The sequence below is a fragment of the Streptomyces sp. NPDC046716 genome, assembly GCF_040645755.1.
Lineage (GTDB): Bacteria > Actinomycetota > Actinomycetes > Streptomycetales > Streptomycetaceae > Streptomyces.
This window is the reverse complement of the sequence record NZ_JBEYYU010000010.1, coordinates 65,123-88,581: the sequence shown is the minus strand read 5'-3', so window position 1 is coordinate 88,581 and position 23,459 is coordinate 65,123. Positions and strand designations below refer to the sequence as shown.

General features: G+C 69.5%; 24 protein-coding genes. 13 read left to right on the top strand and 11 right to left on the bottom strand.

Going from position 1 to position 23,459, the window contains the following annotated elements; genetic code table 11:
• Positions 1 to 67 precede the first annotated feature (67 nt).
• The 5 genes from ABZ930_RS10425 to ABZ930_RS10405 all read right to left on the bottom strand — a co-directional run bounded on the left by ABZ930_RS10425 (position 68) and on the right by ABZ930_RS10405 (position 3,762).
• A complete protein-coding gene (locus ABZ930_RS10425) occupies positions 68 to 1,210 on the bottom strand; it encodes a DUF475 domain-containing protein (protein WP_361544674.1) in 1,143 nt (380 codons plus the stop codon).
• A 70-nt stretch (positions 1,211 to 1,280) separates the two neighbouring features.
• A complete protein-coding gene (locus ABZ930_RS10420; RefSeq protein ID WP_361544671.1) occupies positions 1,281 to 1,856 on the bottom strand; it encodes a TerD family protein in 576 nt (191 codons plus the stop codon).
• Between the two features lie 116 nt (positions 1,857 to 1,972).
• Entirely contained in the window at positions 1,973 to 2,548 is a 576-nt protein-coding gene (locus ABZ930_RS10415; RefSeq protein ID WP_111662106.1) for a TerD family protein, read from the bottom strand.
• 144 nt (positions 2,549 to 2,692) lie between these two features.
• On the bottom strand, positions 2,693 to 3,151 hold the full coding sequence (locus ABZ930_RS10410) for a peroxiredoxin (protein WP_361544668.1): 459 nt from the start codon (positions 3,149 to 3,151) through the stop codon (positions 2,693 to 2,695).
• A 179-nt stretch (positions 3,152 to 3,330) separates the two neighbouring features.
• On the bottom strand, positions 3,331 to 3,762 hold the full coding sequence (locus tag ABZ930_RS10405; protein ID WP_353942365.1) for a DUF3052 domain-containing protein: 432 nt from the start codon (positions 3,760 to 3,762) through the stop codon (positions 3,331 to 3,333).
• 430 nt (positions 3,763 to 4,192) lie between these two features.
• On the opposite strand from ABZ930_RS10405, the gene aceE reads away from it, so the two are divergent.
• The gene (gene aceE, locus ABZ930_RS10400) at positions 4,193 to 6,925 is read left to right on the top strand and encodes a pyruvate dehydrogenase (acetyl-transferring), homodimeric type (RefSeq protein WP_361544664.1); all 2,733 of its coding nucleotides are present in this window, start codon (positions 4,193 to 4,195) and stop codon (positions 6,923 to 6,925) included.
• A gap of 231 nt (positions 6,926 to 7,156) precedes the next feature.
• Here the strand turns inward: aceE and ABZ930_RS10395 are convergent, their stop codons facing one another.
• The 3 genes from ABZ930_RS10395 to ABZ930_RS10385 all read right to left on the bottom strand — a co-directional run bounded on the left by ABZ930_RS10395 (position 7,157) and on the right by ABZ930_RS10385 (position 9,721).
• Complete coding sequence (locus tag ABZ930_RS10395) at positions 7,157 to 7,468, bottom strand: small hydrophobic protein (protein WP_361544661.1); 312 nt, start codon at positions 7,466 to 7,468, stop codon at positions 7,157 to 7,159.
• Positions 7,469 to 7,543: 75 nt separating this feature from the next.
• On the bottom strand, positions 7,544 to 7,918 hold the full coding sequence (locus ABZ930_RS10390; RefSeq protein WP_361544658.1) for a peptidase inhibitor family I36 protein: 375 nt from the start codon (positions 7,916 to 7,918) through the stop codon (positions 7,544 to 7,546).
• Positions 7,919 to 8,110: 192 nt separating this feature from the next.
• Positions 8,111 to 9,721: an MFS transporter gene (locus ABZ930_RS10385; protein ID WP_361544655.1), complete on the bottom strand. Its 1,611-nt coding sequence runs from the start codon at positions 9,719 to 9,721 to the stop codon at positions 8,111 to 8,113.
• Between the two features lie 110 nt (positions 9,722 to 9,831).
• On the opposite strand from ABZ930_RS10385, the gene ABZ930_RS10380 reads away from it, so the two are divergent.
• The 3 genes from ABZ930_RS10380 (at position 9,832) to ABZ930_RS10370 (ending at position 12,824) form a co-directional block, all read left to right on the top strand.
• Complete coding sequence (locus ABZ930_RS10380) at positions 9,832 to 10,473, top strand: TetR family transcriptional regulator (RefSeq protein WP_361544652.1); 642 nt, start codon at positions 9,832 to 9,834, stop codon at positions 10,471 to 10,473.
• Positions 10,474 to 10,657: 184 nt separating this feature from the next.
• The gene (locus ABZ930_RS10375; protein WP_361544649.1) at positions 10,658 to 11,869 is read left to right on the top strand and encodes an alpha/beta hydrolase; all 1,212 of its coding nucleotides are present in this window, start codon (positions 10,658 to 10,660) and stop codon (positions 11,867 to 11,869) included.
• A gap of 76 nt (positions 11,870 to 11,945) precedes the next feature.
• Entirely contained in the window at positions 11,946 to 12,824 is an 879-nt protein-coding gene (locus ABZ930_RS10370; protein WP_361544646.1) for a DUF4429 domain-containing protein, read from the top strand.
• Between the two features lie 3 nt (positions 12,825 to 12,827).
• On the opposite strand, the gene ABZ930_RS10365 is transcribed toward ABZ930_RS10370, so the two are convergent.
• Positions 12,828 to 13,283, bottom strand: a complete 456-nt coding sequence (locus ABZ930_RS10365) for a MerR family transcriptional regulator (protein WP_361544643.1) — start codon at positions 13,281 to 13,283, stop codon at positions 12,828 to 12,830.
• Between the two features lie 96 nt (positions 13,284 to 13,379).
• Here ABZ930_RS10365 and ABZ930_RS10360 point away from each other — a divergent pair, with 96 nt between their 5' ends.
• Both ABZ930_RS10360 and ABZ930_RS10355 read left to right on the top strand, forming a co-directional pair.
• Complete coding sequence (locus tag ABZ930_RS10360) at positions 13,380 to 13,847, top strand: GNAT family N-acetyltransferase (RefSeq protein ID WP_361544641.1); 468 nt, start codon at positions 13,380 to 13,382, stop codon at positions 13,845 to 13,847.
• A 52-nt stretch (positions 13,848 to 13,899) separates the two neighbouring features.
• Positions 13,900 to 14,709 carry a serine hydrolase domain-containing protein gene (locus ABZ930_RS10355; RefSeq protein ID WP_361544638.1) on the top strand — a complete coding sequence of 270 codons (810 nt, stop codon included), beginning with the start codon at positions 13,900 to 13,902 and terminating at the stop codon, positions 14,707 to 14,709.
• Between the two features lie 4 nt (positions 14,710 to 14,713).
• Here the strand turns inward: ABZ930_RS10355 and ABZ930_RS10350 are convergent, their stop codons facing one another.
• On the bottom strand, positions 14,714 to 15,364 hold the full coding sequence (locus ABZ930_RS10350) for a pirin family protein (protein WP_361544940.1): 651 nt from the start codon (positions 15,362 to 15,364) through the stop codon (positions 14,714 to 14,716).
• Positions 15,365 to 15,554: 190 nt separating this feature from the next.
• On the opposite strand from ABZ930_RS10350, the gene fasR reads away from it, so the two are divergent.
• The 5 genes from fasR (at position 15,555) to ABZ930_RS10325 (ending at position 20,438) form a co-directional block, all read left to right on the top strand.
• Positions 15,555 to 16,694, top strand: coding sequence for a fatty acid biosynthesis transcriptional regulator FasR (gene fasR, locus ABZ930_RS10345; RefSeq protein ID WP_361544937.1), 1,140 nt, complete (start codon positions 15,555 to 15,557; stop codon positions 16,692 to 16,694).
• Between the two features lie 89 nt (positions 16,695 to 16,783).
• Positions 16,784 to 17,707 (top strand): ACP S-malonyltransferase, encoded by a 924-nt coding sequence (locus ABZ930_RS10340; RefSeq protein ID WP_361544635.1) that lies wholly within the window; start codon positions 16,784 to 16,786, stop codon positions 17,705 to 17,707.
• 18 nt (positions 17,708 to 17,725) lie between these two features.
• Complete coding sequence (locus ABZ930_RS10335) at positions 17,726 to 18,757, top strand: ketoacyl-ACP synthase III (RefSeq protein ID WP_361544632.1); 1,032 nt, start codon at positions 17,726 to 17,728, stop codon at positions 18,755 to 18,757.
• Between the two features lie 72 nt (positions 18,758 to 18,829).
• Positions 18,830 to 19,078: an acyl carrier protein gene (locus tag ABZ930_RS10330; protein WP_111662126.1), complete on the top strand. Its 249-nt coding sequence runs from the start codon at positions 18,830 to 18,832 to the stop codon at positions 19,076 to 19,078.
• Between the two features lie 88 nt (positions 19,079 to 19,166).
• Positions 19,167 to 20,438 (top strand): beta-ketoacyl-[acyl-carrier-protein] synthase family protein, encoded by a 1,272-nt coding sequence (locus ABZ930_RS10325; RefSeq protein WP_361544628.1) that lies wholly within the window; start codon positions 19,167 to 19,169, stop codon positions 20,436 to 20,438.
• Positions 20,439 to 20,691: 253 nt separating this feature from the next.
• Here ABZ930_RS10325 and ABZ930_RS10320 read toward each other — a convergent pair whose 3' ends face one another.
• A complete protein-coding gene (locus tag ABZ930_RS10320; protein WP_361544625.1) occupies positions 20,692 to 21,186 on the bottom strand; it encodes a DUF3145 domain-containing protein in 495 nt (164 codons plus the stop codon).
• Positions 21,187 to 21,476: 290 nt separating this feature from the next.
• Here ABZ930_RS10320 and ABZ930_RS10315 point away from each other — a divergent pair, with 290 nt between their 5' ends.
• Positions 21,477 to 22,397 carry an SGNH/GDSL hydrolase family protein gene (locus tag ABZ930_RS10315; RefSeq protein ID WP_361544622.1) on the top strand — a complete coding sequence of 307 codons (921 nt, stop codon included), beginning with the start codon at positions 21,477 to 21,479 and terminating at the stop codon, positions 22,395 to 22,397.
• A gap of 31 nt (positions 22,398 to 22,428) precedes the next feature.
• Positions 22,429 to 23,439 (top strand): aldose epimerase family protein, encoded by a 1,011-nt coding sequence (locus ABZ930_RS10310; protein WP_361544619.1) that lies wholly within the window; start codon positions 22,429 to 22,431, stop codon positions 23,437 to 23,439.
• Positions 23,440 to 23,459 lie beyond the last annotated feature (20 nt).

Here is a 23,459-nt window from a genome sequence, read left to right as displayed (position 1 = left end):
CGTACGACCGCCCCGCTGACAGGGTTCCAGCATTGCCCCCCGGGTCAAACCCCGGCGGCTCGGTGGCTCAGACTCCGGACGGCACCTCGGCCTTGTCCGGGTTCCCCGTGTTGCCCTCTTCGGCCGCCAGCCGCTTGTTGCGCCGGACCGACGACCAGAACGACCAGGCGATCAGGACGACGCCGACGAGGCCGGTGATGACCTCGTTGATCTCGTAGCGGATGGTGACCAGCAGGATCACGGCGAGCGCGCCGATCGCGTAGTGCGCGCCGTGCTCCAGGTACACGTAGTCGTCCAGGGTGCCCTGGCGGACCAGGTAGACCGTGAGCGAACGGACGTACATGGCACCGATACCGAGGCCGAGCGCCATCAGCACGATGTCGTTGGTGATCGCGAAGGCGCCGATCACGCCGTCGAAGGAGAACGACGCGTCGAGGACCTCCAGGTAGAGGAACATGAAGAACGCGGCCTGGCCGGCCAGCAGTACCGCCGACTTGGGCTTGCCCTCCCGCGCGGCCTTCTCCTCCTCTTCCTGCTCCCGCTCCTCCTCTTCCTCGAGACGGTTCTCGAAGAAGCCGGACAGACCGCCGACCACGAGGTACGTGATCAGACCGGCGACACCGGAGATGAGCACGGTGGACTGCTTGTCCGCGTGCCCGGCGTGCTGGTGGGCGTGGATCGCGAACGTCATGGAGGAGACCAGCAGGACGATCAGCGCGATGCAGACCGACAGCATGTCGACCTTGCCCAGCTTGGCCAGCGGGCGCTCGATCCAGCGCAGCCACTGGATGTCCCGGTCCTCGAAGATGAAGTCGAGGAAGATCATCAGCAGGAACATGCCACCGAAGGCAGCGATGGACGGGTGCGCGTCCGTCACCAACTGCTGGTAGCGGTCGGGCTGGTTGAAGGCCAGGTCGACGGCCTCGACCGGGCCCATCTTGGCGCTGATCGCGACGATCACGACCGGGAAGACGAGCCGCATGCCGAAGACCGCGATCAGCACGCCGACCGTGAGGAAGATCTTCTGCCAGAAGGCATTCATCTTCTTCAGGACACCGGCGTTGACCACCGCGTTGTCGAAGGACAGCGAGATTTCGAGGATCGCGAGGATCGCGACGACCCCGAAAGCTGTCCAGCCGTCATAGAACACCGCCGCGACCAAACCGAGCACGGTGATCGCGAACGACCAGCCGAAGGTTTTCAGAACCACTGGCTACCCCATCGTGTGTACGGGTTTCCCCGTGCTGGTTGTACGGGGCTCCCCCGCTCCGCGCACGGCTTTACGAAACATTGACTCCGAAGTCTAGAGCGATGCCCCGGAGCCCCGACGCGTACCCCTGACCGACTGCACGGAACTTCCACTCGCCCCCGTACCGGTACACCTCGCCGAAGATCATCGCGGTCTCGGACGAAGCGTCCTCGGAGAGGTCGTAACGGGCGAGCTCCTGGCCGTCCGCCTGGTTGACGACGCGAATGAACGCGTTGCTGACCTGGCCGAAGGTCTGTCCTCTGTTGTCCGCGTCGTGGATCGAGACGGGGAAGATGATCTTGTCGCAGGTGGCCGGCACCTTGGTGAGGTCCACGATGATCGACTCGTCGTCGCCGTCGCCCTCACCCGTGAGGTTGTCGCCGGTGTGCGTCACGGAGCCGTCGGGGCTCGTGAGCTGGTTGTAGAAGATGAACCACTCGTCGCCCATCACCCGGCCGCCGCTGCACAGCAGCGCGCTGGCGTCCAGGTCGAAGTCGGCTCCGGTGGTGGATCGCGCGTCCCAACCGAGGCCGATGAGGACCTCCGTCAGGTTCGGTGCGGCCTTGGAGAGGGAGACATTGCCTCCCTTGGCGAGCGTGACGCCCATGTTGGTGGTCCTCCCCGAGGTGTACGGCATGGCTGGCTGTGCTGTGGTGCAGCGCGTCCGGCGCCGCACTGCGGGAGTGCGGCGCCGGACGGACGAGCGTGGTGGTGCGCTGGGACTCAGACGTTGACGCCGAAGTCCTGGGCGATACCGCGCAGGCCTGAGGCATACCCCTGGCCGACGGCGCGGAACTTCCACTCCGCCCCGTTCCGGTACAGCTCGCCGAAGACCATGGCGGTCTCGGTGGACGCGTCCTCGGAGAGGTCGTAACGGGCGATCTCGGCGCCGCCCGTCTGGTTCACCACGCGGATGAACGCGTTGCGCACCTGGCCGAACGACTGCTGGCGGTTCTCGGCGTCGTAGATCGAGACCGGGAAAACGATCTTGTCCACGTCGGCCGGGACCGTCGCGAGGTTGACCTTGACCTGCTCGTCGTCGCCCTCGCCCTCACCGGTGGTGTTGTCACCGGTGTGCTCGACCGAGCCGTCCGCGCTCTTCAGGTTGTTGAAGAACACGAAGTCCTGGTCGTTGCGGACCTTGCCCTCGGCGTTCGTCAGAATCGCGCTGGCATCGAGGTCGAAGTCCGCACCGGTGGTGGTGCGAACATCCCAACCCAGGCCCACGACGACCGCCGTGAGGCCCGGGGCCTCCTTGCTCAGCGATACGTTGCCGCCCTTGCTGAGGCTGACTCCCACGAGTCCTCCCTGTGGTCTTTGGGGGCGGGGAGCCCCGTAGTACGTCTGGCATCGGATCAACGTCTGGATCCTAGTGACGGGTTCCCGCAGCCCGCGAGGCTTCCTACAGGGTGTCGCCCTGCAGGGGTTCTTTACAGGGTGCGCCTACAGGCTGTCGATCGCCTTGACGTACTCGTTCAGGTCACGGGCGTCGGGCAGGCCGTTGACGACGGTCCAGCGCACGACACCCTCCTTGTCGATGATGAAGGTGCCGCGCACCGCGCAGCCCTTCTCCTCGTCGAAGACGCCGTAGGCGCGCGAGGCCTCGCCGTGCGGCCAGAAGTCGCTCAGCAGCGGGTACTCGAGACCCTCCTGCTCGGCGAAGACCCGCAGCGTGAACGGGGAGTCGTTCGACACGGCGAGCAGCTGCACGTCGTCGTTGACGAACTTCGGCAGCTCGTCGCGCAGGGCGCACAGCTCGCCGGTGCACACGCCGGTGAAGGCGAACGGGTAGAAGAGCAGCACCACGTTCTTCTCGCCCCGGAAGTCCGAGAGCTTCACGCTCTCGCCGTGCTGGTTCTTCAGCTCGAAATCCGGAGCCTTGGTGCCGACCTCGATCGCCATGATGGAGCTTCCCTTCGATGGGGCTGTTCAGGTGGCTTCAGCCTAGTTCCCACCCCTGCGTGCTCCTTCGCCGCCCGGCGTGCCGCCGGCGCCGGCCGGGCATGCCCGAGGCCCTGGCAGGCGCACCGAAGCGCGCCCGCCAGGGCCTCATCTCCTAATTTCCCGTTCAGCCGGGACGCTTACCGCTTCTTGGCGGCTGCCTTCGGCGTGGCAAGACGGCTGCCGGTCCAGTCCTTGCCCGCGCTGACGCTCTTGCTCGCGGACAGCCCGGCGGTCGTGGCGGCCTCACCGATCTCGCTCGGCTCGACGTACCCGTCACGCCCGGTCTTCGGCGTCAGAAGCAGGATGGACCCGCCCTCTTCCATGTACGCGATGGCATCCACCAACGCATCAGTAAGGTCCCCGTCGTCCTCACGGAACCAGAGCACCACGGCGTCAGCCACGTCGTCGTAGTCCTCGTCGACGAGCTCGGAGCCGATGGTCTCTTGGATGACCTCGCGGAGCTCCCGATCGACGTCGTCGTCGTAGCCGATCTCCTGGACCACCTGGTCGGGCTGGAAACCAAGCCTCACGGCAAGGTTCGTCTCCGCGTGGTCCGCGGTCGCGCTCACGGATTGCCTCCTGATCATGTTTACGAAGTTGTCTTCAGCTTCGCGCGCACGCGAAGCGTTGGCCGTAGTCCACACGTGCGCGACGGATCGCGCAAGTACCCGGCCGCCGAGACCGCCGAAACGGTGACGTTCCCGGCTGTGTCACCGCAACTCCAGTCAAGGATCCCCCCAGGTCAGTGATGTATGCCACTGCATTCTGCCGGGTTTGCCCGCACTGCCCGACCACGGAGGGTGACCAGGGCCGAACGGCCCCCGGAACACGTGAACGACATGAGCGTATCGTTGCGAAATGTGCGCACGCGCTCTCGGGGTATCGAACGGAATCCGGATTACCTCGCGGTAGAGATGACGATTCCGATTCCGCGGTACACGATGGACACCGGCGTACCCGACAGTGAATCAGCGGCATCACCGACAGTGAGGGAACAGCGTGGCTTCCGGATCCGATCGCAACCCGATCATCATTGGCGGTCTCCCCAGCCAGGTCCCGGACTTCGATCCCGAAGAGACTCAGGAGTGGCTCGACTCTCTTGACGCGGCGGTCGACGAACGTGGCCGCGAGCGGGCCCGCTATCTGATGCTCAGGCTGATCGAGCGCGCCCGCGAGAAGCGCGTGGCCGTGCCCGAGATGCGCAGCACGGACTACATCAACACGATCGCCACCAAGGACGAGCCCTTCTTCCCCGGCAACGAGGAGATCGAGCGCAAGGTCCTCAACGCGACGCGGTGGAACGCCGCGGTGATGGTGTCCCGCGCCCAGCGCCCCGGCATCGGTGTCGGCGGGCACATCGCGACCTTCGCCTCCTCGGCGTCGCTGTACGACGTGGGCTTCAACCACTTCTTCCGCGGCAAGGACGAGGGCGACGGCGGCGACCAGATCTTCTTCCAGGGGCACGCCTCGCCGGGCATCTACGCCCGCGCCTATCTCCTGGACCGGCTCACCGAGAACCAGCTGGACGCCTTCCGCCAGGAGAAGTCGAAGGCGCCCAACGGGCTGTCCTCGTATCCGCACCCGCGGCTGATGCCGGACTTCTGGGAGTTCCCCACCGTCTCCATGGGTCTCGGCCCGCTCGGTGCCATCTTCCAGGCGCGGATGAACCGCTACATGGAGGCCCGCGGCATCGCCGACACCTCCAAGTCGCAGGTGTGGGCCTTCCTCGGTGACGGCGAGATGGACGAGCCCGAGTCCCTGGGCCAGCTCTCCATCGCCGCCCGTGAGGGCCTCGACAACCTCACCTTCGTCGTCAACTGCAACCTGCAGCGCCTCGACGGCCCCGTGCGCGGCAACGGCAAGATCATCCAGGAGCTGGAGTCCCAGTTCCGCGGCGCCGGCTGGAACGTCATCAAGCTGGTCTGGGACCGCAGCTGGGACCCGCTGCTCGCGCAGGACCGCGACGGCGTCCTGGTGAACAGGCTGAACACCACGCCCGACGGTCAGTTCCAGACGTACGCCACCGAGCCCGGCTCCTACATCCGCCAGCACTTCTTCGGCGACGACCACCGTCTGCGCGCCATGGTCGAGAACATGACCGACGACCAGATCCTGCACCTGGGCCGCGGCGGGCACGACCACAAGAAGATCTTCGCGGCGTTCACGGCGGCCAAGGAGCACAAGGGCCAGCCGACGGTGATCCTGGCGCAGACGGTCAAGGGGTGGACCCTCGGCCCGAACTTCGAGGGCCGCAACGCCACGCACCAGATGAAGAAGCTCACGGTCGACGACCTGAAGGGCTTCCGCGACCGGCTGCACATCCCGATCACCGACGCGCAGCTCGAGGGCGGCGCCCCGCCGTACTACCACCCGGGCCGCGAGTCCGAGGAGATCCAGTACATGCACGACCGCCGCCAGGCACTGGGCGGCTATGTGCCGACCCGTGTGGTGCGCGCGAAGCCGCTGCAACTTCCGGACGACAAGACGTACGCGAGCGTGAAGAAGGGCTCGGGTCAGCAGTCGATCGCCACGACCATGGCGTTCGTCCGGCTCCTCAAGGACCTCATGCGGGACAAGGAGATCGGCAAGCGCTTCGTGCTGATCGCACCCGACGAGTACCGCACCTTCGGCATGGACTCCTTCTTCCCGAGTGCGAAGATCTACAACCCGCTCGGCCAGCAGTACGAGTCTGTCGACCGTGAACTCCTGCTCGCCTACAAGGAGTCGCCGACCGGCCAGATGCTGCACGACGGCATCTCCGAGGCCGGCTGCACCGCCTCGCTGATCGCCGCCGGTTCCGCTTACGCCACCCATGGCGAACCCCTCATCCCCGTCTACGTCTTCTACTCGATGTTCGGTTTCCAGCGCACCGGCGACCAGTTCTGGCAGATGGCCGACCAGTTGGCGCGCGGCTTCGTGCTCGGCGCGACAGCCGGCCGGACGACGCTCACCGGCGAGGGCCTTCAGCACGCCGACGGCCACTCGCAACTGCTGGCCTCGACCAATCCGGGCTGTGTCGCCTACGACCCGGCCTACGCCTACGAGATCGCGCACATCGTCAAGGACGGTCTGCGCCGGATGTACGGCCCGGACAGCGAGAACGTCTTCTACTACCTGACCGTCTACAACGAGCCGATCCAGCACCCCGCGGAGCCGGCCGATGTCGACGTCGAGGGCATCCTCAAGGGCATCCACCGCATCAGCACCGGAACCTCGGGCACGATCCCGGCGCAGATCATGGCCTCGGGTGTCGGCGTCCCCTGGGCCCTGGAGGCCCAGCAGATCCTCGCGCAGGAGTGGAACGTGCGCGCGGATGTGTGGTCCGCGACCTCGTGGAACGAACTGCGCCGCGAGGCGGTGGAGGTGGAGCGCCACAATCTGCTGCACCCCGAGGAGGAGCAGCGCACGCCCTACGTCACACAGAAGCTGTCCGGTGCGGAGGGTCCGTTCATCGCGGTCTCCGACTGGATGCGCTCGGTGCCGGACCAGATCTCCCGCTGGGTGCCGGGCACCTACCAGTCGCTCGGTGCGGACGGCTTCGGCTTCGCGGACACCCGGGGCGCCGCCCGCCGCTTCTTCCACATCGACGCGCAGTCCATCGTGGTCGGGGTGCTCACCGAACTCGCCCGTGAGGGCAAGGTCGACCGCTCGGTCCTGAAGCAGGCGATCGACCGCTACCAGCTGCTCGACGTCACCGCCGCCGATCCCGGTGCGGCCGGGGGCGACGCGTAACGGCTCGCTGGGCAGGCGCCTCCACGGGTGCCTCTTCCGAGGGCGGCGGGACTCCGGTCCCGCCGCCCTTCGGTTTTGCCTGAGATGCGCGTGTGCGGGGGCGCCCGATGCGCGTGTGCAAGGGCGCCGGTGTGGGAGAGCCAAGCCGGTGCGGGTCGGGTCGGGTCGGCCCCGGGAGATTGCCCCGGGGCCGCCTGGAGTCGACCGCTCCGCGCGGTCAGCCGCTCGTGCTCAGAACATTCCGCCTGCGGCGATGCCGACCGATGTGATCAGCCCGATGACCGCGAGCAGCGTGTCGATCGCGCCGAGCACGACCGCGACCAGGGCCGGTATCGACTGGGTGCCGGTCCAGCGGCGTCCCATGGCCAGCCAGCCGCAGACGACGGCGACCGGACCGAACACGATCCCCAGGGTCAAGAACCCGACGACCGCGCAGATGACTCCGATGATTCCGAGCGTCGCGCGGTCCGGCCCGCTCCGTGTGCCCATGCGGTCACGTGAACGGGGGTGCTTGCGCGTGGTGTGTCCGAAGCCCGCCATCATCACTCCTTGGGTTCGTGGACTCGGGCGGTACTCCGGGTACCCCGCTTGCCGCCGCCTACCGCGCACGGCGCTCCGCTATCTCTCCCAGATCTTGAACGCCCGTACGTGGTAGGGCGATTCGGGCTCCCAGGTCCCACTGCCGGGATAGGTCTGGAACTCCCCGGTCTCCGCGCACTCCGCGGACTGATAGGTGGTGACGGGACGGCGGGTGCGGTTGGCGAGGGACGCCGCGCTGCTCCCCTCCGGCAGCGCGACGCAGCTCTCGATGTCGGTCCCGGCCAGTTCGTAGGTGTGCCGGGCCCCCTTGAATCCGGTCTTCGACCACAGGCACAGCTCCCCCGCGCCGCAGTCCCCCAGCGTCGGTGGCGCGGCCGCGGTGGCGAAGCCCGGTGTGAGCGCCACCGCCGCGAACGTGGCTGTGGCGAGCTTGACCGTCATGGACGTACGCATGTGCATCAACCCCCGTGTCATATCGACCAGTTGCGTTCGCGACTGATCGCTTGCCTGCCACTCTGGCCCGGACGATCCGATTCCGGGAAGGGCTGTCGAGCGACGTCACCCGGATAAGCGAAAGCCCTCGGAAAGTTCCCGAGGGCTTCCCCCACACGGGCGGTTTCCCGCCTCGCCCGCGCCTGGCGGACGCTAGATGTGCGCGGCGCCCGCCGCCGCCTCCGGGTTGTCGCCCCGCTTGGTCAGCAGCGCGACGAGGATGGCGACGACACCGACACCCGCGGCGACCAGGCAGGCCAGGCTCATGCCGGAGATGAACGTGTCGTGGGCGACGTCCGTGATCTTCGCCGCGATGCCGGCCGGGGTTCCGGCCGGAACCGGGGCGACACCGACCTGGACCGCCTCCGACGCCTGGTCGAGCTGGGCCGGGCTGAGCGGCGGCAGCTTGGCGTCGGTCCAGTTGCCCGCGAGGTCGTTGTCGACTTTCGAGGCCATCACGGCGCCGAGCACGGCGGTGCCGAGGCTGCCGCCGATCTGCATCGCGGCCTGCTGGAGACCGCCGGCGACGCCGGAGAGCTCCATCGGCGCGTTGCCGACGATGACCTCGGTGGCTCCCACCATCACGGGGGCGAGCCCGAGGCCGAGCAGACCGAACCAGACGGACATGATGCCGCTGCCGGTCCCCGCCTCCAGCGTGGACATCCCGTACATCGCGAGGGCGGTGCACGCCATGCCTCCGGCCAGCGGGATCCGCGGGCCCACCTTCGTGATCATCGCGCCCGCGAGCGGGGAGGCGACGATCATCATGCCGGTCAGCGGCAGCAGGTGGAGACCGCTGTCGACCGGGCTCATGCCGTGCACGTTCTGCAGGTAGAAGGTGACGAAGAACAGGCCGCCCATGAACGCGATGGCCATGAGCACCATCAGCACCACACCGGCCGACAGCGGCACGGAGCGGAACAGCCCCAGCGGGATGAGGGGTTCGGCGACGCGGGTCTCCCAGATCGCGAAGAGCACGAAGCAGAGCACCGCCGCGCCGATGAACGTCCACGTCATGCCGTCGCCCCAGCCCCACGTCGGCGCCTTGATGAGGGCCCAGACGAGGCAGAACATCGCACCGGACAGCAGGGCGATGCCGGGGACGTCGAAGGACCGCGGCGCGTTCTCGGCGCGGTGGTCGAGCAGGATGACGAGCCCGAGGACCAGGGCGAGAACGCCGACGGGAACGTTGATGAAGAAGACCGACTGCCAGCTGACGTGCTGGACGAGCAGGCCGCCGAGGATGGGACCGCCCGCGGTCGAGGCGCCGATCACCATGCCCCAGATGCCGATCGCCATGTTCAGCTTCTCGGCCGGGAACGTGGCGCGCAGCAGACCGAGCGCGGCGGGCATCAGCAGCGCGCCGAACAGGCCCTGGAAGACGCGGAAGGTGATGACGAGCGCGATGCTGTCGGACAGACCGATGGCTCCGGAGGCGGCGGCGAAGCCGACCACGCCTATGAGGAAGGTCTGCCGGTGGCCGAACCGGTCGCCGAGCTTGCCCGCGGTGATCAGCGTGACCGCGAGGGCGAGGAAGTAGCCGTTGGTGATCCACTGGACGTCGGCGAAGCTCGCGCCGAGATCCTTCTGAATGGCCGGGTTGGCGATGGCGACGATGGTGCCGTCGAGGGCGACCATCATCACGCCGATCGCGACAGAGAAGAGAGTCAGCCAGGGGTGGCCGCGAAATCCCTTGGCAGATGCCGGGGCGGGGTCGGGCTCCGGAACCCGGTCCGCCTTGTCGACAGTGATCTGACTAGTCATACGTTCGAGGCTAGTGACAGCTCCTGACAGTTGACAAAGCATTTCACCATTCGGTAACTGTCGCCTCGCTCACACTGCGCCGCGCCGCGCCCACGGTCGGAAAGAGGAACATGGCCGCTCGACTCAACCTGCGTGAACTCAAGAAGCAGCGCACGCGAACAGCGCTGCTGCGTGCGGCACTTGAGCTCTTCACGACGCAGGGTTTCGACCGGACCACGGTCGACGAGATCGTCGAGACCTGCGAGGTGTCCCAGCGCACCTTCTTCCGGTACTTCGCGAACAAGGAGGAGGCCGCCTTCGCGGTGCAGGACATGGTGGAGAGAGGTTTCGTCGCGGCTCTGCGCGAACGCCCCGCGGAGGAAAGCCCGTTCGAGGCGTTGCGCCACACGGTCCTCGACACCTGGCACGCTTTGGGCCGATCCGTGGAGGAAGTCATTCCGGTTGAACTCCACATGCGTACGTACCAGTTGATCGAATCGACGCCCTCCTTGCTGGCCGTGCACCTGCGCCGCTCCATCGAACTGGAGGAGGAGATCGCGCGCGTCATCGCCGAACGCGAGGGCGTGGACGTGGACAGCGACCCGCGCCCGCGGGTGGCCGTGGCCGCGTTCAGCGGAGTGATGCGGCTGGCCGGGCGTCTGTGGGGAGCCGGCGAGGACACGAGCATCGACGCCATCCGCGCGCTCACGGAGACGTATCTCGATCATCTGACCCCGTCGATCGGCGATCACTGGCGACGCACTCAGGCGTGAACAGCGCGTAAGCGGAGCGACGTGACACGGGTCGCACTCCCGCGCACACCAGGCACTTCACCCCCTACGCAGAGTGAGGGCCTGACCTCAACTACGTCCGCTTTTACCCAAATACACCCTGCAAAACGTGATCTGCCTCACGCGTTTAGCGAGGCCCGTCATGCTTCTCCTAGGGTGTCCCGCAGTGACTTCCTTCGACTCATCCCCCCAACTGAACGTCTGGCGCGCACTGCTTGCGCTGGCCGTCGTGTTCGTCATGCTGGCGACCACCGGCTGGACCGCGGTGCGTCACCAGCGGGGCGTCGACACGCCGCTCCAATCCGCTCTCAACGCCTGGGACCACGGCCGGATAGGCGGGCACGCGCTGCCCTCGCACGACGGCTCCCCCACCCGTCTCGGGCACTTCTTCGCCACGCTGACTCCCCACCAGCGCGGTCGCCTCGCCATCCGCTATCCACTCGCCGTCGGCAATATGAACGGCGCTCCTGTAGCGCTGCGTTATCGCGCGAATCGCATCGCGCTGGACGAGGCGCGCAAGGTCGAGCACGAGCGCATCCATGACAAGCGGCTTTCGTCCGCCGGTCACTCCGACGCGCAGCAAAGGATGCGGCGTTTCGCGCTCCTGGCCGATCCCGACCGCAAGATCCTCGCCTTCGACCCCATGGGCAGCGGCCGGGTGGCCGAGGTCTTCGGCGACCTCGACCGGGCGCAGCGCGTCTCGGTCGTGGTTCCCGGCGTCGACACGAACGTGCTGACGTTCCAGCGGACGTTCCGCCAGTACTCCGCTCCGGTGGGCATGGCTCGCTCCCTGTACGCCGCCGAGCGCGAGAAGAGCCCGGGCACCCGCACCGCGGTGGTCGCGTGGGCCGACTACACGGCCCCCGCCGGTCTGGGGGTGGACGCCGCCACGTCGATGCGCGCGGACGACGGCGCGGTCCGGCTCAACGCCATGCTGCGCGGGCTGCCCGGCGGCTCGCCGGTCGCCCTGTACTGCCACAGTTACGGCTCCGTGGTCTGCGGTGTCGCGGCGCACGGCCTGCCGTCGCGGGTGAGTGACATCGCGGTCGCCGGAAGTCCCGGGATGCGGGCCCAGAGCGCTTCGGGCCTGCGCACCCACGCGCGCGTGTGGGCCATGCGCGACAAGGACGACTGGATCCAGGACGTGCCCTACATGGAGGTCGGCGGCCTCGGGCACGGCGCCGACCCGGTCTCCTCGGGCTTCGGCGCCCGGGTCGTCTCCGCGGGAGACGCCAAGGGCCACGCCGGTTACTTCGAACCCGGCACCGAAAGCCTCAGGAACTTCGCCGAGATCGGAACTGGCTCGTACCGATCGGTGCTCTGCGCCGACTCGGACCAGGACTGCCGGAAGGGATTTTCCGGCGACGTCTCGGCCTGACGCGCGTAGAGAACGGCGAAACAGTGGTCCGACGCAACAGGCGACGGAGGCGAGCGTGCCGCATACGATGAGCCGCATGGGTGACGTACTGGCCGGATTTCATGCCGCCTGGGAGTTCGACTCGGACTCCGTGCGCATCCGCTTCGAACGGGGGATCCGCACGCCGAAGCTCCTTCAGGCGTTGGGCGAGCGCCACATCCCTCTGGAAGCGATCGCGGCGGTGACCCTGACCCCGGGGAAACGCGGGACCGTAGTACTGCAGGCCGTTCCGAGACCCGGCGCCGATCCGCTGATGGACGCCGCGGCCGGGCAGCTGAAGGAGAGTTGCGACCCCTATCGGCTGGTGCTGCCGGCCGAGCGGGAGACGCTCGCGGAGTACTACGCGGACGAGCTGCGCGGGCAGCTCGTCGCCGAGGAGGACGTGCGCAGCGACGGCTACCTGGTGGCGCCTCCCGGCGCTCCGCTCCAGTTCAAGGCCTACGACGGCAAGGCCTCCTTCGACGGCTCGTCGGTCTCCTTCCGCTGGTTCTGGACGGGTGCGTCGTCCGCGAAGTGGAAGGCCGGCGACAAGACCTTCCCGGTCGGCGATCTGAGCGGCGTCGAATGGCGCTCCCCCGAGCTGTTCGAAGGGCACCTGCGGCTCCTGCACCGTGACGTCGCCGGGGAGCAACCGGGGCAGGCCGACCAGGATCCGGCCGCGGTCGTCTTCGGGCTCGGCTACGGGCCGGTCCACGAGTCGCTGCCGTTCGCCGCGTCCGTGCTCGCGGCCGTGCGCGCGTCCGGCTCGGCTCCGTCCGCCGCCGGGCAGCCCACCGCGCAGGCGACGGTGCCCGCGCGCCGGGATCCGGCGGACATCGCCGACCGGATACGGCACCTCGGTGAGCTGCACCAGGCGGGCCTGGTCACGGACGCGGAGTTCACGACGAAGAAGGCCGAGCTGCTCGCCGAGCTGTGACGGCTAGCCCTGCTGGGCCGAGCCGTAGAAGGTGATCTTGTGGTCCAGCACGGCCAGGGTGTCCTGGAGTTCGGCCATGCGGTGCAGGACGTCGCGGCGGGTCGATTCGAGGAGTTCCCGGCGCTCGTCGAAGGTGTGGTCCCCGAGGCGCACGAGCTCGGCGTAGCGGACCATGTCGGCGACCGGCATGCCGGTGAGCCGGAGCTTGTTGACGAAGGCGAGCCAGTCCAGGTCGTGGTTGCTGTAGCGACGCTGGCCGGTGTGCGAGCGGTCGATGTCGGGCATGAGGCCGATCCGCTCGTACCAGCGCAGGGTGTGCGCGGTCAGCCCGGTGCTGGCCGAGACCTCGCTGATGGTGTAGCGGTCCTGCCCGTTCGGTCGCGGATGCGCTTCGGGGGCCGCTCTGCAGGCGTCGACCCCGGTCTGGGTGGGTGCGGGGGTGGTCTCCATCACCGTCATGGGCCCCACGCTAGAACCTTGGAGTGCACTCCAGGCAAGCAGATCGGGGAGAAATCCGGAGGACAGCGGGACGGCGCTCTCGCTACCGTTTCGATCATGACGTCTGCCCGCCGTGCGCGCCCCGAGGACGCCGAGGAACTGGTGCGCCTGCGCAAGATCATGCTCGACTCGATGAGACCGAGCGACGACGTGGCCTGGCAGCAGCCGGCGCTGGAGGCGCTGCGGGACCGGTTGGCCGACGCCGGGGGCGAGTTGACGGCGTTCGTCGTCGACGATCCGGACGGCTCGGGTCGGCTCGCCGCGTGTGCGGCCGGGGTGACCCAGCGCGGCCTGGGCGGTCCGGGCAATCCGTCCGGTGTCTCCGCGCACCTCTTCAATGTGTCCACCGACCCGGACCACAGGCGGCGGGGCTACTCGCGGGCCTGCGTGGAAGCGCTGCTGGCCTGGTACAAGGAGCACGAGGTGCACCGGGTCGAGCTGCTGGCGACGGCGGACGGTGAGCCGCTGTACAGCTCCCTCGGCTTCGCCCGCACTCCGGCGCCCGCGATGAGACTGACGCTCTGAGCGGCCGCAGGCGCTCGACGGGCGTTCCCGGGGAGGAATTAGGCTCGGAGGCATGCAGAGCCTCGCGTTGATCGAGAACTGGCCGGTCCCGACCGCCGCCGCAGCCGTCGTCCGTGCGGACGGCACCGTGCTGGGGACGCACGGGCCGACGGCCCACCGTTTTCCGCTGGCCTCGGTCACCAAACCGTTGGCGGCCTACGCGGCGCTGGTCGCGTACGAGGAGGGGGCGATCGAGCTCGACGAGCCGGCCGGGCCGGAGGGCTCGACGGTGCGGCACCTGCTGGCGCACACCAGTGGGCTGGCCTTCGACGAGCACAAGGCGACATCGGAGCCGGGGGCGCGGCGGCTGTACTCGAACGCCGGGTTCGAGGTGCTCGGGGATCACATCGCGAAGGCGACAGACATCCCGTTCGCCGAGTATCTGCGTCAGGCGGTGCTCGAGCCGCTGGGGATGACCGCGACCACGCTGGACGGCTCGCCCGCCAAGGACGGGGTGTCGACGGTGGACGACCTGGTGCGGTTCGCCGCGGAGGTGCAGGCGCCGCGGCTGCTCGACCCGCGCACCGTGGCCGAGGCGATGTCGGTGCAGTACCCGGGGACGAAGGGGGTGCTGCCGGGGTACGGGCACCAGAATCCGAACGACTGGGGGCTCGGCTTCGAGATTCGGGACCACAAGTCGCCGCACTGGACGGGGAGTTCGTCGTCACCGCGGACGTTCGGTCACTTCGGGCAGTCGGGGACGTTCCTGTGGGTGGACCCGGATGCGGGGGCGGCCTGCGTGGCGCTGACGGACCGGGCGTTCGGGCCGTGGGCGGCCGAGGTGTGGCCGCCGTTCACCGACGCGGTGCGCGCGGAGCTCTGAGCCCTCAGCTCATCTCCCAGATCAGCAGCTGGGTGTCCGCGGCGGCCAGGACCTCCAGGCCGGTCTCGCCGGTGATGCGGGCCGCGTCGCCCGGGGCCAGTTCGGTCTCGCCGAGGCGTACGCCGCCCTGGACCACGTGCAGGTAGACGTGCGGCGCGGTGGGCAGTTCGGCGCGTTCGCCCGCGGCCAGGCGCCGTACGTGGAGCATGGCGCCGGCCTCGGGGACGTCGTACGGGGTGGAGTCGGCGATGCCGTGCACCACCTCGTAGGCGGGCTCGCCGCCGGGATCGCGCGGAGCCAGCCACATCTGGAGGAAGGTCAGGGGCTCGGTGCCGTCGTTGCGTTCGACGTGGCGGACGCCGCCGCCGGAGCTGAGCCGCTGGACGTCGCCGGGGCGCACGATCGAGACCTTGCCGGTGCTGTCCCGGTGGGTGAGTTCGCCGGTGACGACCCAGGTGACGATCTCGGTGTGGCTGTGGGGGTGTTCGTCGAAGCCCGCGCCGGGCGCCAGATGTTCCTCGTTGCAGGCGAGGATCGCGCCGAAACGCAGGTTGTCCGGGTCGTAGTGCGGGCCGAAGGAGAACGCGTGGCGCGAGGTGATCCCGGCCCCGGGCTCGCCTCCTGCGTACCGGTCGGCTGAGCGACGTACATCCATCACGTACTCCACGGTAGCCGTCCTTTCCGGTCCTCGGCCCCGTCCGGGTCGGACCCTCCACTCCGCTGAGCCGTACCGATAAGGCAGTCTTGTCCCCGTGCCCCAATCGGAATCAGCGCAGCCCTCAGCGAACGACCCCGCGGACCTCCACCCGGACGTCCGCGCGGTCCCTCATCCGCACTCGGCGACCCTGAAGCGCCTGGAGAAGTCGTCCGGGGCGCTGGCCGCGCAGGCCATCACGCGCATGGACGAGACGCTGCCCTGGTACCGGGCCATGCCGCCGGAGAACCGGTCGTGGATCGGGCTCGTGGCGCAGGCCGGTATCGCCGCGTTCACCGAGTGGTTCCGGCACCCCGACGCCCCGCAGGCGATCTCGACGGACGTGTTCGGCACCGCGCCGCGCGAGCTGACGCGGGCCATCACGCTGCGCCAGACCGTGGAGATGGTGCGCACCACCATCGAGGTCATGGAGTCGGCCATCGACGAGGTGGCCGCGCCCGGCGACGAGAGCGTGCTGCGGGAGGCGCTGCTCGTGTACGCGCGGGAGATCGCGTTCGCGACCGCCCAGGTGTACGCGCAGGCCGCCGAGGCGCGGGGCGCCTGGGACGCGCGTCTCGAATCGCTCGTCGTGAACGCGGTGCTGTCCGGGGAGGCCGACGAGGGCGCCGTCAGCCGCGCCGCGGCCCTCGGCTGGAACTCTCCCGAGCATGTCTGCGTCGTGCTCGGCACCGCCCCCGACGGGGACAGCGAACTGACCGTCGAGGCGATCCGGCGGGCCTCCCGGCACGCCAAGCTCCAGGTGCTCACCGGAGTGCTCGGGGACCGGCTCGTCGTCATCGCGGGCGGCAGCGACAACCCGCTGGCGGTGGCGAAGTCGCTGATCGGGCCGTTCGCGTCCGGGCCCGTGGTCGCCGGCCCCGTCGTCCCCGACCTGCTCGCCGCCACCCGGTCCGCGCAGGCCGCGGCCGCCGGGCTCAAAGCCTGCGGTGCCTGGCAGGACGCGCCGCGCCCGGTCCTCGCGGACGATCTGCTGCCCGAGCGAGCGATCGCGGGCGACCCGTCCGCCCGTGAGCAGTTGGTGGAGGAGATCTACAGACCGCTGGAGGAAGCGGGCTCGGCTCTCCTTGAGACACTCAGTGTCTATCTGGAGCAGGCGAGCAGCCTGGAAGGCGCCGCCCGGATGCTCTTCGTCCACCCGAACACCGTCCGCTACCGGCTCCGACGTGTGACCGACGTCACCGGCTGGTCCCCGTCGGACGTCCGCTCGGCATTCACCCTGCGCATCGCGCTCATCCTGGGGCGTCTGGCCGATGGAGATCCCCAGTCGTAGGCTTTTGTCGGGGGCCTACAATTCCGTCTTCGGTTCTTCGTCCCTGTCCCCACGGGCGGCCCGCACCGTCCACAAGAGAGAGTGTGAGAGTGCTCGTACTCGTCGCTCCCGGCCAAGGCGCTCAGACGCCCGGCTTCCTGACCCCCTGGCTCGACCTCCCCGGCGCCGCCGACCGCGTCGCCGCGTGGTCCGACGCCATCGGACTCGACCTGGCCCACTACGGCACCCAGGCCGACGCCGACGCGATCCGCGACACCGCCGTGGCCCAGCCGCTGCTCGTCGCGGCCGGTCTCCTGTCCGCCTCCGCTCTCGGCGACGTCACGCCGGGCGCCGTCGCGGGGCACAGCGTCGGTGAGATCACCGCGGCCGCGTTCGCGGGTGTGCTCGACGACGACGCCGCGCTGCGGCTCGTGCGCACGCGCGGCCTCGCGATGGCCGAGGCCGCCGCGATCACCGAGACCGGCATGTCGGCGCTGCTGGGCGGCTCCCCCGAGGTCACCGTCCCGCACCTGGAGAAGCTGGGCCTGACCCCGGCGAACGTCAACGGCGCGGGCCAGATCGTGGCCGCCGGCACCCTCGAGGAGCTGGCCGCGCTGGACGCCGACAAGCCCGAGGGCGTGCGCCGCGTGGTGCCGCTGAAGGTGGCCGGCGCGTTCCACACCCGGCACATGGCCCCGGCCGTGGCCACGCTGGAGCAGGCCGCCGCGAAGCTGTCCCCGGCCGACCCCACGGTCCCGTACGTCTCGAACAAGGACGGGCAGACCGTCTCCTCCGGCGCCGAGGTGGTCTCCCGCCTGGTCGGCCAGGTCGCGAACCCGGTCCGCTGGGACCTGTGCATGGAGACGTTCCAGGCGCTCGGCGTCACCGCGCTGATCGAGGTGTGCCCGGGCGGCACCCTCACCGGCATCGCCAAGCGTGCGCTGCCCGGCGTCAAGACCCTCGCCCTGAAGACCCCCGACGACCTCGACGCGGCCCGCGCCCTGATCGCCGAAGCATCCGAAGCAACGGCCTGAGAAGGAGATCCGAGCAGCATGTCGAAGATCAAGCCCAGTCAGGGCGCCCCGTACGCGCGCATCCTCGGTGTCGGTGGCTACCGGCCGACGCGGGTCGTGCCGAACGAGGTGATCCTCGAGAAGATCGACTCCTCCGACGAGTGGATCCGCTCGCGCTCCGGCATCTCCACCCGCCACTGGGCCGGTGACGAGGAGACCGTCGCGATGATGTCCATCGAGGCGTCCGGCAAGGCCATCGCCGACGCGGGCATCGGCCCGGAGCGGATCGGCGCCGTCGTCGTGTCGACCGTCTCGCACTTCGCGCAGACCCCGGCCATCGCCACCGAGATCGCGGACAGGCTGGGCACGCAGAAGGCCGCGGCGTTCGACATCTCCGCCGGCTGCGCGGGCTTCGGCTACGGCCTCACCCTCGCCAAGGGCATGATCGTCGAGGGCAGCGCCGAGTACGTGCTCGTCATCGGCGTGGAGCGGCTCTCCGACCTGACCGACCTGGAGGACCGCGCGACGGCCTTCCTGTTCGGCGACGGCGCCGGCGCCGTGGTCGTCGGCCCGTCCCAGGAGCCCGCGATCGGCCCGACCGTGTGGGGTTCCGAGGGCGACAAGGCCGGCACGATCAAGCAGACCGTGTCGTGGGACAAGTACGCCGTCGGCGACGTCTCGCAGCTGCCCCTGGACTCCGAGGGCAACGTCAAGTTCCCTGCGATCACGCAGGAGGGCCAAGCGGTGTTCCGCTGGGCCGTGTTCGAGATGGCGAAGGTCGCCCAGCAGGCGCTGGACGCGGCCGGGATCAGCCCGGACGACCTGGATGTCTTCATTCCCCACCAGGCCAACGAGCGGATCATCGACTCGATGGTGAAGACTCTCAAACTGCCGGAGCACGTCACGGTCGCCCGCGACGTACGCACCACCGGCAACACCTCGGCCGCCTCGATCCCGCTCGCGATGGAGCGGCTCCTGGCGACCGGCGAAGCGAAGAGCGGCGACACCGCGCTCGTCATCGGCTTCGGGGCGGGTCTCGTTTACGCCGCCACGGTCGTTACCCTCCCCTAGGCATCCCGTACGGATCACTCGATCCGTGCAGATACCGCCACACCTCTGGAAACACACCGAAGGAGCGCCACAATGGCCGCCACCGAGAAGGAGATCGTCGACGGTCTCGCTGAGATCGTCAACGAGATCGCCGGCATCCCCACCGAGGACGTCCAGCTGGACAAGTCCTTCACCGACGACCTGGACGTCGACTCGCTGTCCATGGTCGAGGTCGTCGTCGCCGCCGAAGAGCGCTTCGACGTCAAGATCCCCGACGACGACGTCAAGAACCTGAAGACCGTCGGCGACGCCACGAAGTACATCCTCGACCACCAGGCCTGAGCCACCAGCTCGACCTGACCGGTCAGTCGCTCCGCCACCCGGCGGTGGCGCCGCTGAATCCCTCGCATCCGTTGGAGAAAGAATCCCTGTGAGCCCGACCAATCGCACCGTGGTCGTCACCGGTATCGGCGCAACCACACCGCTGGGTGGCGACGCGACATCCACCTGGGAGGGCCTGATCGCCGGACGTTCCGGCGTCAAGCCCCTCGACCAGGAGTGGGCCGCCGAGCAGGCGGTCCGTATCGCGGCGCCGGCCGCCGTGGACCCGAGCGAGGTCATTCCTCGCCCGCAGGCCCGCAAGCTGGACCGCTCCGCGCAGTTCGCGCTGATCGCCGCCAAGGAGGCGTGGGCCGACGCCGGTTTCACCGCCAAGGCCGGCGAGGACGAGAGCGTCGACCCCGACCGGCTCGGCACCGTCATCGCCTCCGGCATCGGCGGTGTCACCACGCTGCTCGACCAGTACGACGTGCTGAAGGAGAAGGGCGTACGCCGCGTCTCCCCGCACACCGTGCCGATGCTGATGCCGAACGGCCCGTCGGCCAACGTGGGCCTGCTCGTGGGCGCCCGGGCCGGTGTGCACACGCCGGTCTCCGCCTGCGCGTCGGGCGCCGAGGCGATCGGCTACGGCATCGAGATGATCCGCACCGGCCGCGCCGACGTCGTCGTCTGCGGTGGCACCGAGGCGGCCATCCACCCGCTGCCCATCGCCGCGTTCGGCAACATGATGGCGATGTCCAAGAACAACGACGACCCGCAGGGTGCCTCGCGCCCCTACGACACCGCCCGGGACGGCTTCGTCCTCGGTGAGGGTGCCGGCGTCATCGTCCTGGAGTCCGCCGAGCACGCCGCCAAGCGCGGCGCCCGCGTCTACGCGGAGGCCGTCGGCCAGGGCATCTCCGCCGACAGCCACGACATCGTGCAGCCGGAGCCGGAGGGCCGCGGTATCGCGCACGCCCTGCAGAACCTGCTGGACAACACCGACCTGGATCCGGCCGAGATCGTGCACGTGAACGCGCACGCGACGTCGACGCCCGCCGGTGACGTGGCCGAGCTGAAGGCGCTGCGCAAGGTCTTCGGCGACGACGCCGACCACTTCGCGGTGTCCGCCACCAAGTCCATGACCGGGCATCTGCTCGGTGGTGCCGGTGGTGTCGAGACCGTGGCGTCGGTGCTGGCGCTGTACAACCGCCTCGCTCCGCCGACCATCAACGTGGAGAACCTCGACCCCGAGGCCGAGGCCGCCGCCGACGTCGTGCGCGGTGAGGCCCGGAAGCTGCCGGTCGAGGGACGGATCGCCGCGCTGAACGACTCGTTCGGGTTCGGGGGGCACAACGTGGTGTTGGCCTTCCGCACGATCTGACGCTCCGCTGAACCGGAAGTGGGCCCGCCCGGGGAGTTCCGGGCGGGCCCACTTTTTTGCGCCTCAGGGGGTGCCTCAGCCTGTTGTGTCGCGGGTGCGGGTCTCGTCGTGGCTGGTCGCGCAGTTCCCCGCGCCCCTGAGAGGCACACTCCGTGTGCCCCCAGGGGAAGGCGCGCGCAGCGCAGCCTTCAGGGGCGCGGGGAACTGCGCGAGACGTCCCACCGGGCCGCGGGCGACAGCGCACCGGAACGGGTCAGACCACCTGGTGCAGCCATCTCACCGGGGCGCCCTCGCCCGCGTAGCGGAAGGGCTCCAGTTCGTCGTCCCAGGGCTTGCCCAGGAGTTTGGCGAGTTCTGATTCGAGGTGGGCCTCGCCGGCCTGTGAGCGGGCCACGGCGGCGCGCAGGCGGTCCTCCGGGACGAGGATGTCGCCGTGGATGCCGGTGACGGCGTGGAAGATGCCGAGTTCGGGGGTGGCGCTGTAGCGCTCGCCCTCGGCGGCCGCGCAGGGCTCGGCCGTCACCTCGAAGCGCAGCAGCTGCCAGCCGCGCAGCGCGGACGCCAGCTTGGCGGCGGTGCCGGCCTCGCCGCGCCAGGAGAACTCCGATCTCCAGGTGCCCGGCGCCGCGGGCTGCCGGATCCAGTCGAGGCTGACGCGCGCGCCGAGAACGCCCGCGACCGCCCATTCGACGTGCGGGCACAGCGCGCGCGGTGCGGAGTGCACGTACAGAACTCCACGTGTCGTCACCGGGACCTCCAGTGTGGGTCGAGGTTCGCCTTCCCCAGCGGCCTCGCGCCCCTGCCGAGCCTTCTTCCCTCACCGCCCGGACCGTGAAGGTCCAGACAAAAAGGGACACATCTGACGTGTTGTAATTTAGCGGAACCGGTACAGCGGAGTCCCACCGGGTCGACCGGGGACCCCGTGGCGAGGCTATCGCGCAGCGGTGCAAGGAGTGTGACGTACTGTCGGTCCGGGGGCACGCAAACGCCGACCTTTCACCCGGCGGGACGCACCGTTCAGTCATGGAGGGCCACGGGATGCGAAAGCCACGCCATCGGTCGACCGCCGTTCGGGCGGCGATCACCACCGTGACGGCCGTCGCGCTGGGTGCCGTGGGGCTCACCGCCTGCGACGGTTCGGGGGGCGACTCCCCCGGTGCCGGGGGTTCCGTCTCCGCGACGAAGCCGTCGCCGAAGCCCACTCCGACGTGGGACACCAGTCCGCGTTCGGTCGCCGCCGTGGGCGATTCGATCACCCGGGGCTTCGACGCGTGCGGGGTGCTGTCCGACTGCCCCGAGGTGTCCTGGGCGACCGGCACGGACCAGGACGTCGACAGCCTCGCCGTCCGGCTGCTCGGCAGCGGCGGCGCCGCGAAGCACAGTTGGAACCACGCGCGCACCGGGGCGCGGATGGCGGACCTGCCGGGGCAGATGGCGCGGGCCGCCGCCGAGCGGCCCGAGCTGGTGACGGTGATGGCCGGGGCCAATGACGCGTGCCGGGACAGCGCCGACGACATGACCTCGGTGGCCGCGTTCCGGTCCGACTTCAGCGACGCCCTGCGGCAGTTGCGGCGGACGGTGCCCAAGGCGCAGGTGTACGTGATGAGCATTCCGGATCTGAAGCGGCTGTGGTCCGAGGGCCGGCAGAATCCGCTGGGCAAGCAGGTGTGGAAGCTGGGCATCTGCTCGTCGATGCTGGCCGATCCCGACGCGGTGGACGCCGCGGCGACCGCCCGGCGCGGTGCGGTGCAGCAGCGCGTGGAGGAGTACAACAAGGTGCTCAAGGACGTGTGCGCACAGGACAAGCGGTGCCGCTACGACGGCGGCGCGGTCTTCGGCTTCCGGTTCGGGGAGCGGCAGTTGAGCCACTGGGACTGGTTCCATCCGAGTGTGGACGGGCAGGCCAGGCTCGCGGAGATCGCGTATCGCGGAGTGACCGCCAAGGAGCCTGTCGGCTGAGGGGCCGGGGCGCGGGCGTAGGGTCTCGATCATGCGCAGTGAACTCTTCGGCACCCTGGCCGACGGCAGCGACGACAGCGGCCCGATCGACGTCCACCGGTGGGTCCTGGAACGGGACGGGGTGCGGGTACGCGTCCTGACGTACGGGGGCATCGTGCAGTCGGTGGAGGTGCCCGACCGGGCGGGCGGTATCGCCGACATCGTGCTCGGTTTTCCGGACCTCGCCGGGTATCTGGCCCACCCGGAGCCCTACTTGGGCGCGACGGTCGGCCGGTACGCGAACCGGATCGCGGACGGCCGCTTCACCCTGGACGGGCAGGAGTACCGGCTGGCCGCGAACAACGCGCCGAACGCGCTGCACGGCGGCGAGCGCGGCTTCGACAAGCGGGTGTGGGCGGCCGAGCCCGCGGGTGAGCACGGGGTGCGGCTCAGCCGGGTGTCGCCGGACGGCGAAGAGGGCTATCCGGGGCGGCTCGACGTCTCGGTGACGTACGCGCTCGAAGCGGGCGGCTCGCTGCGGATCTCGTACGAGGCGGTCACCGACGCGGCGACGCCGGTGAACCTCACCAATCACACGTACTGGAATCTGGGCGGGCCCGGCGCGGGGAGCGCGGCGGGCGGGCACGAGGTGCGGATCGACGCCGGGAAGGTGACCGTCGCCGACGACACGCTGATCCCGACCGGGGAGCTGCGGCCGGTGGACGGCACGCCGTTCGACCTGCGGGAGGGCCGGAAGGCCGGTCCCGGGTTCGACCACAACTACGTACTCGACAAGGGCGTCGGGGAGACGGCCGTCGAGGTCGCCGAGGTGTACGACCCGGCGTCCGGGCGGGTGCTGAGCGTGGCCACGACCGAGCCGGGGCTGCAGTTCTACACGGCCGATCACTTCGACGCGTCGCTGCCGTTCGCGCCCGGCGACGGGATCGCGCTGGAGACGCAGCACTTCCCCGATTCACCGAACCGGCCGGATTTCCCGTCCACCGTGCTGCGGCCGGGCGATGTGTACCGGTCGGAGACGGTGTACGGGTTCGGGACCCGGTAGGAGGTTCCGGGAAGGGGCGG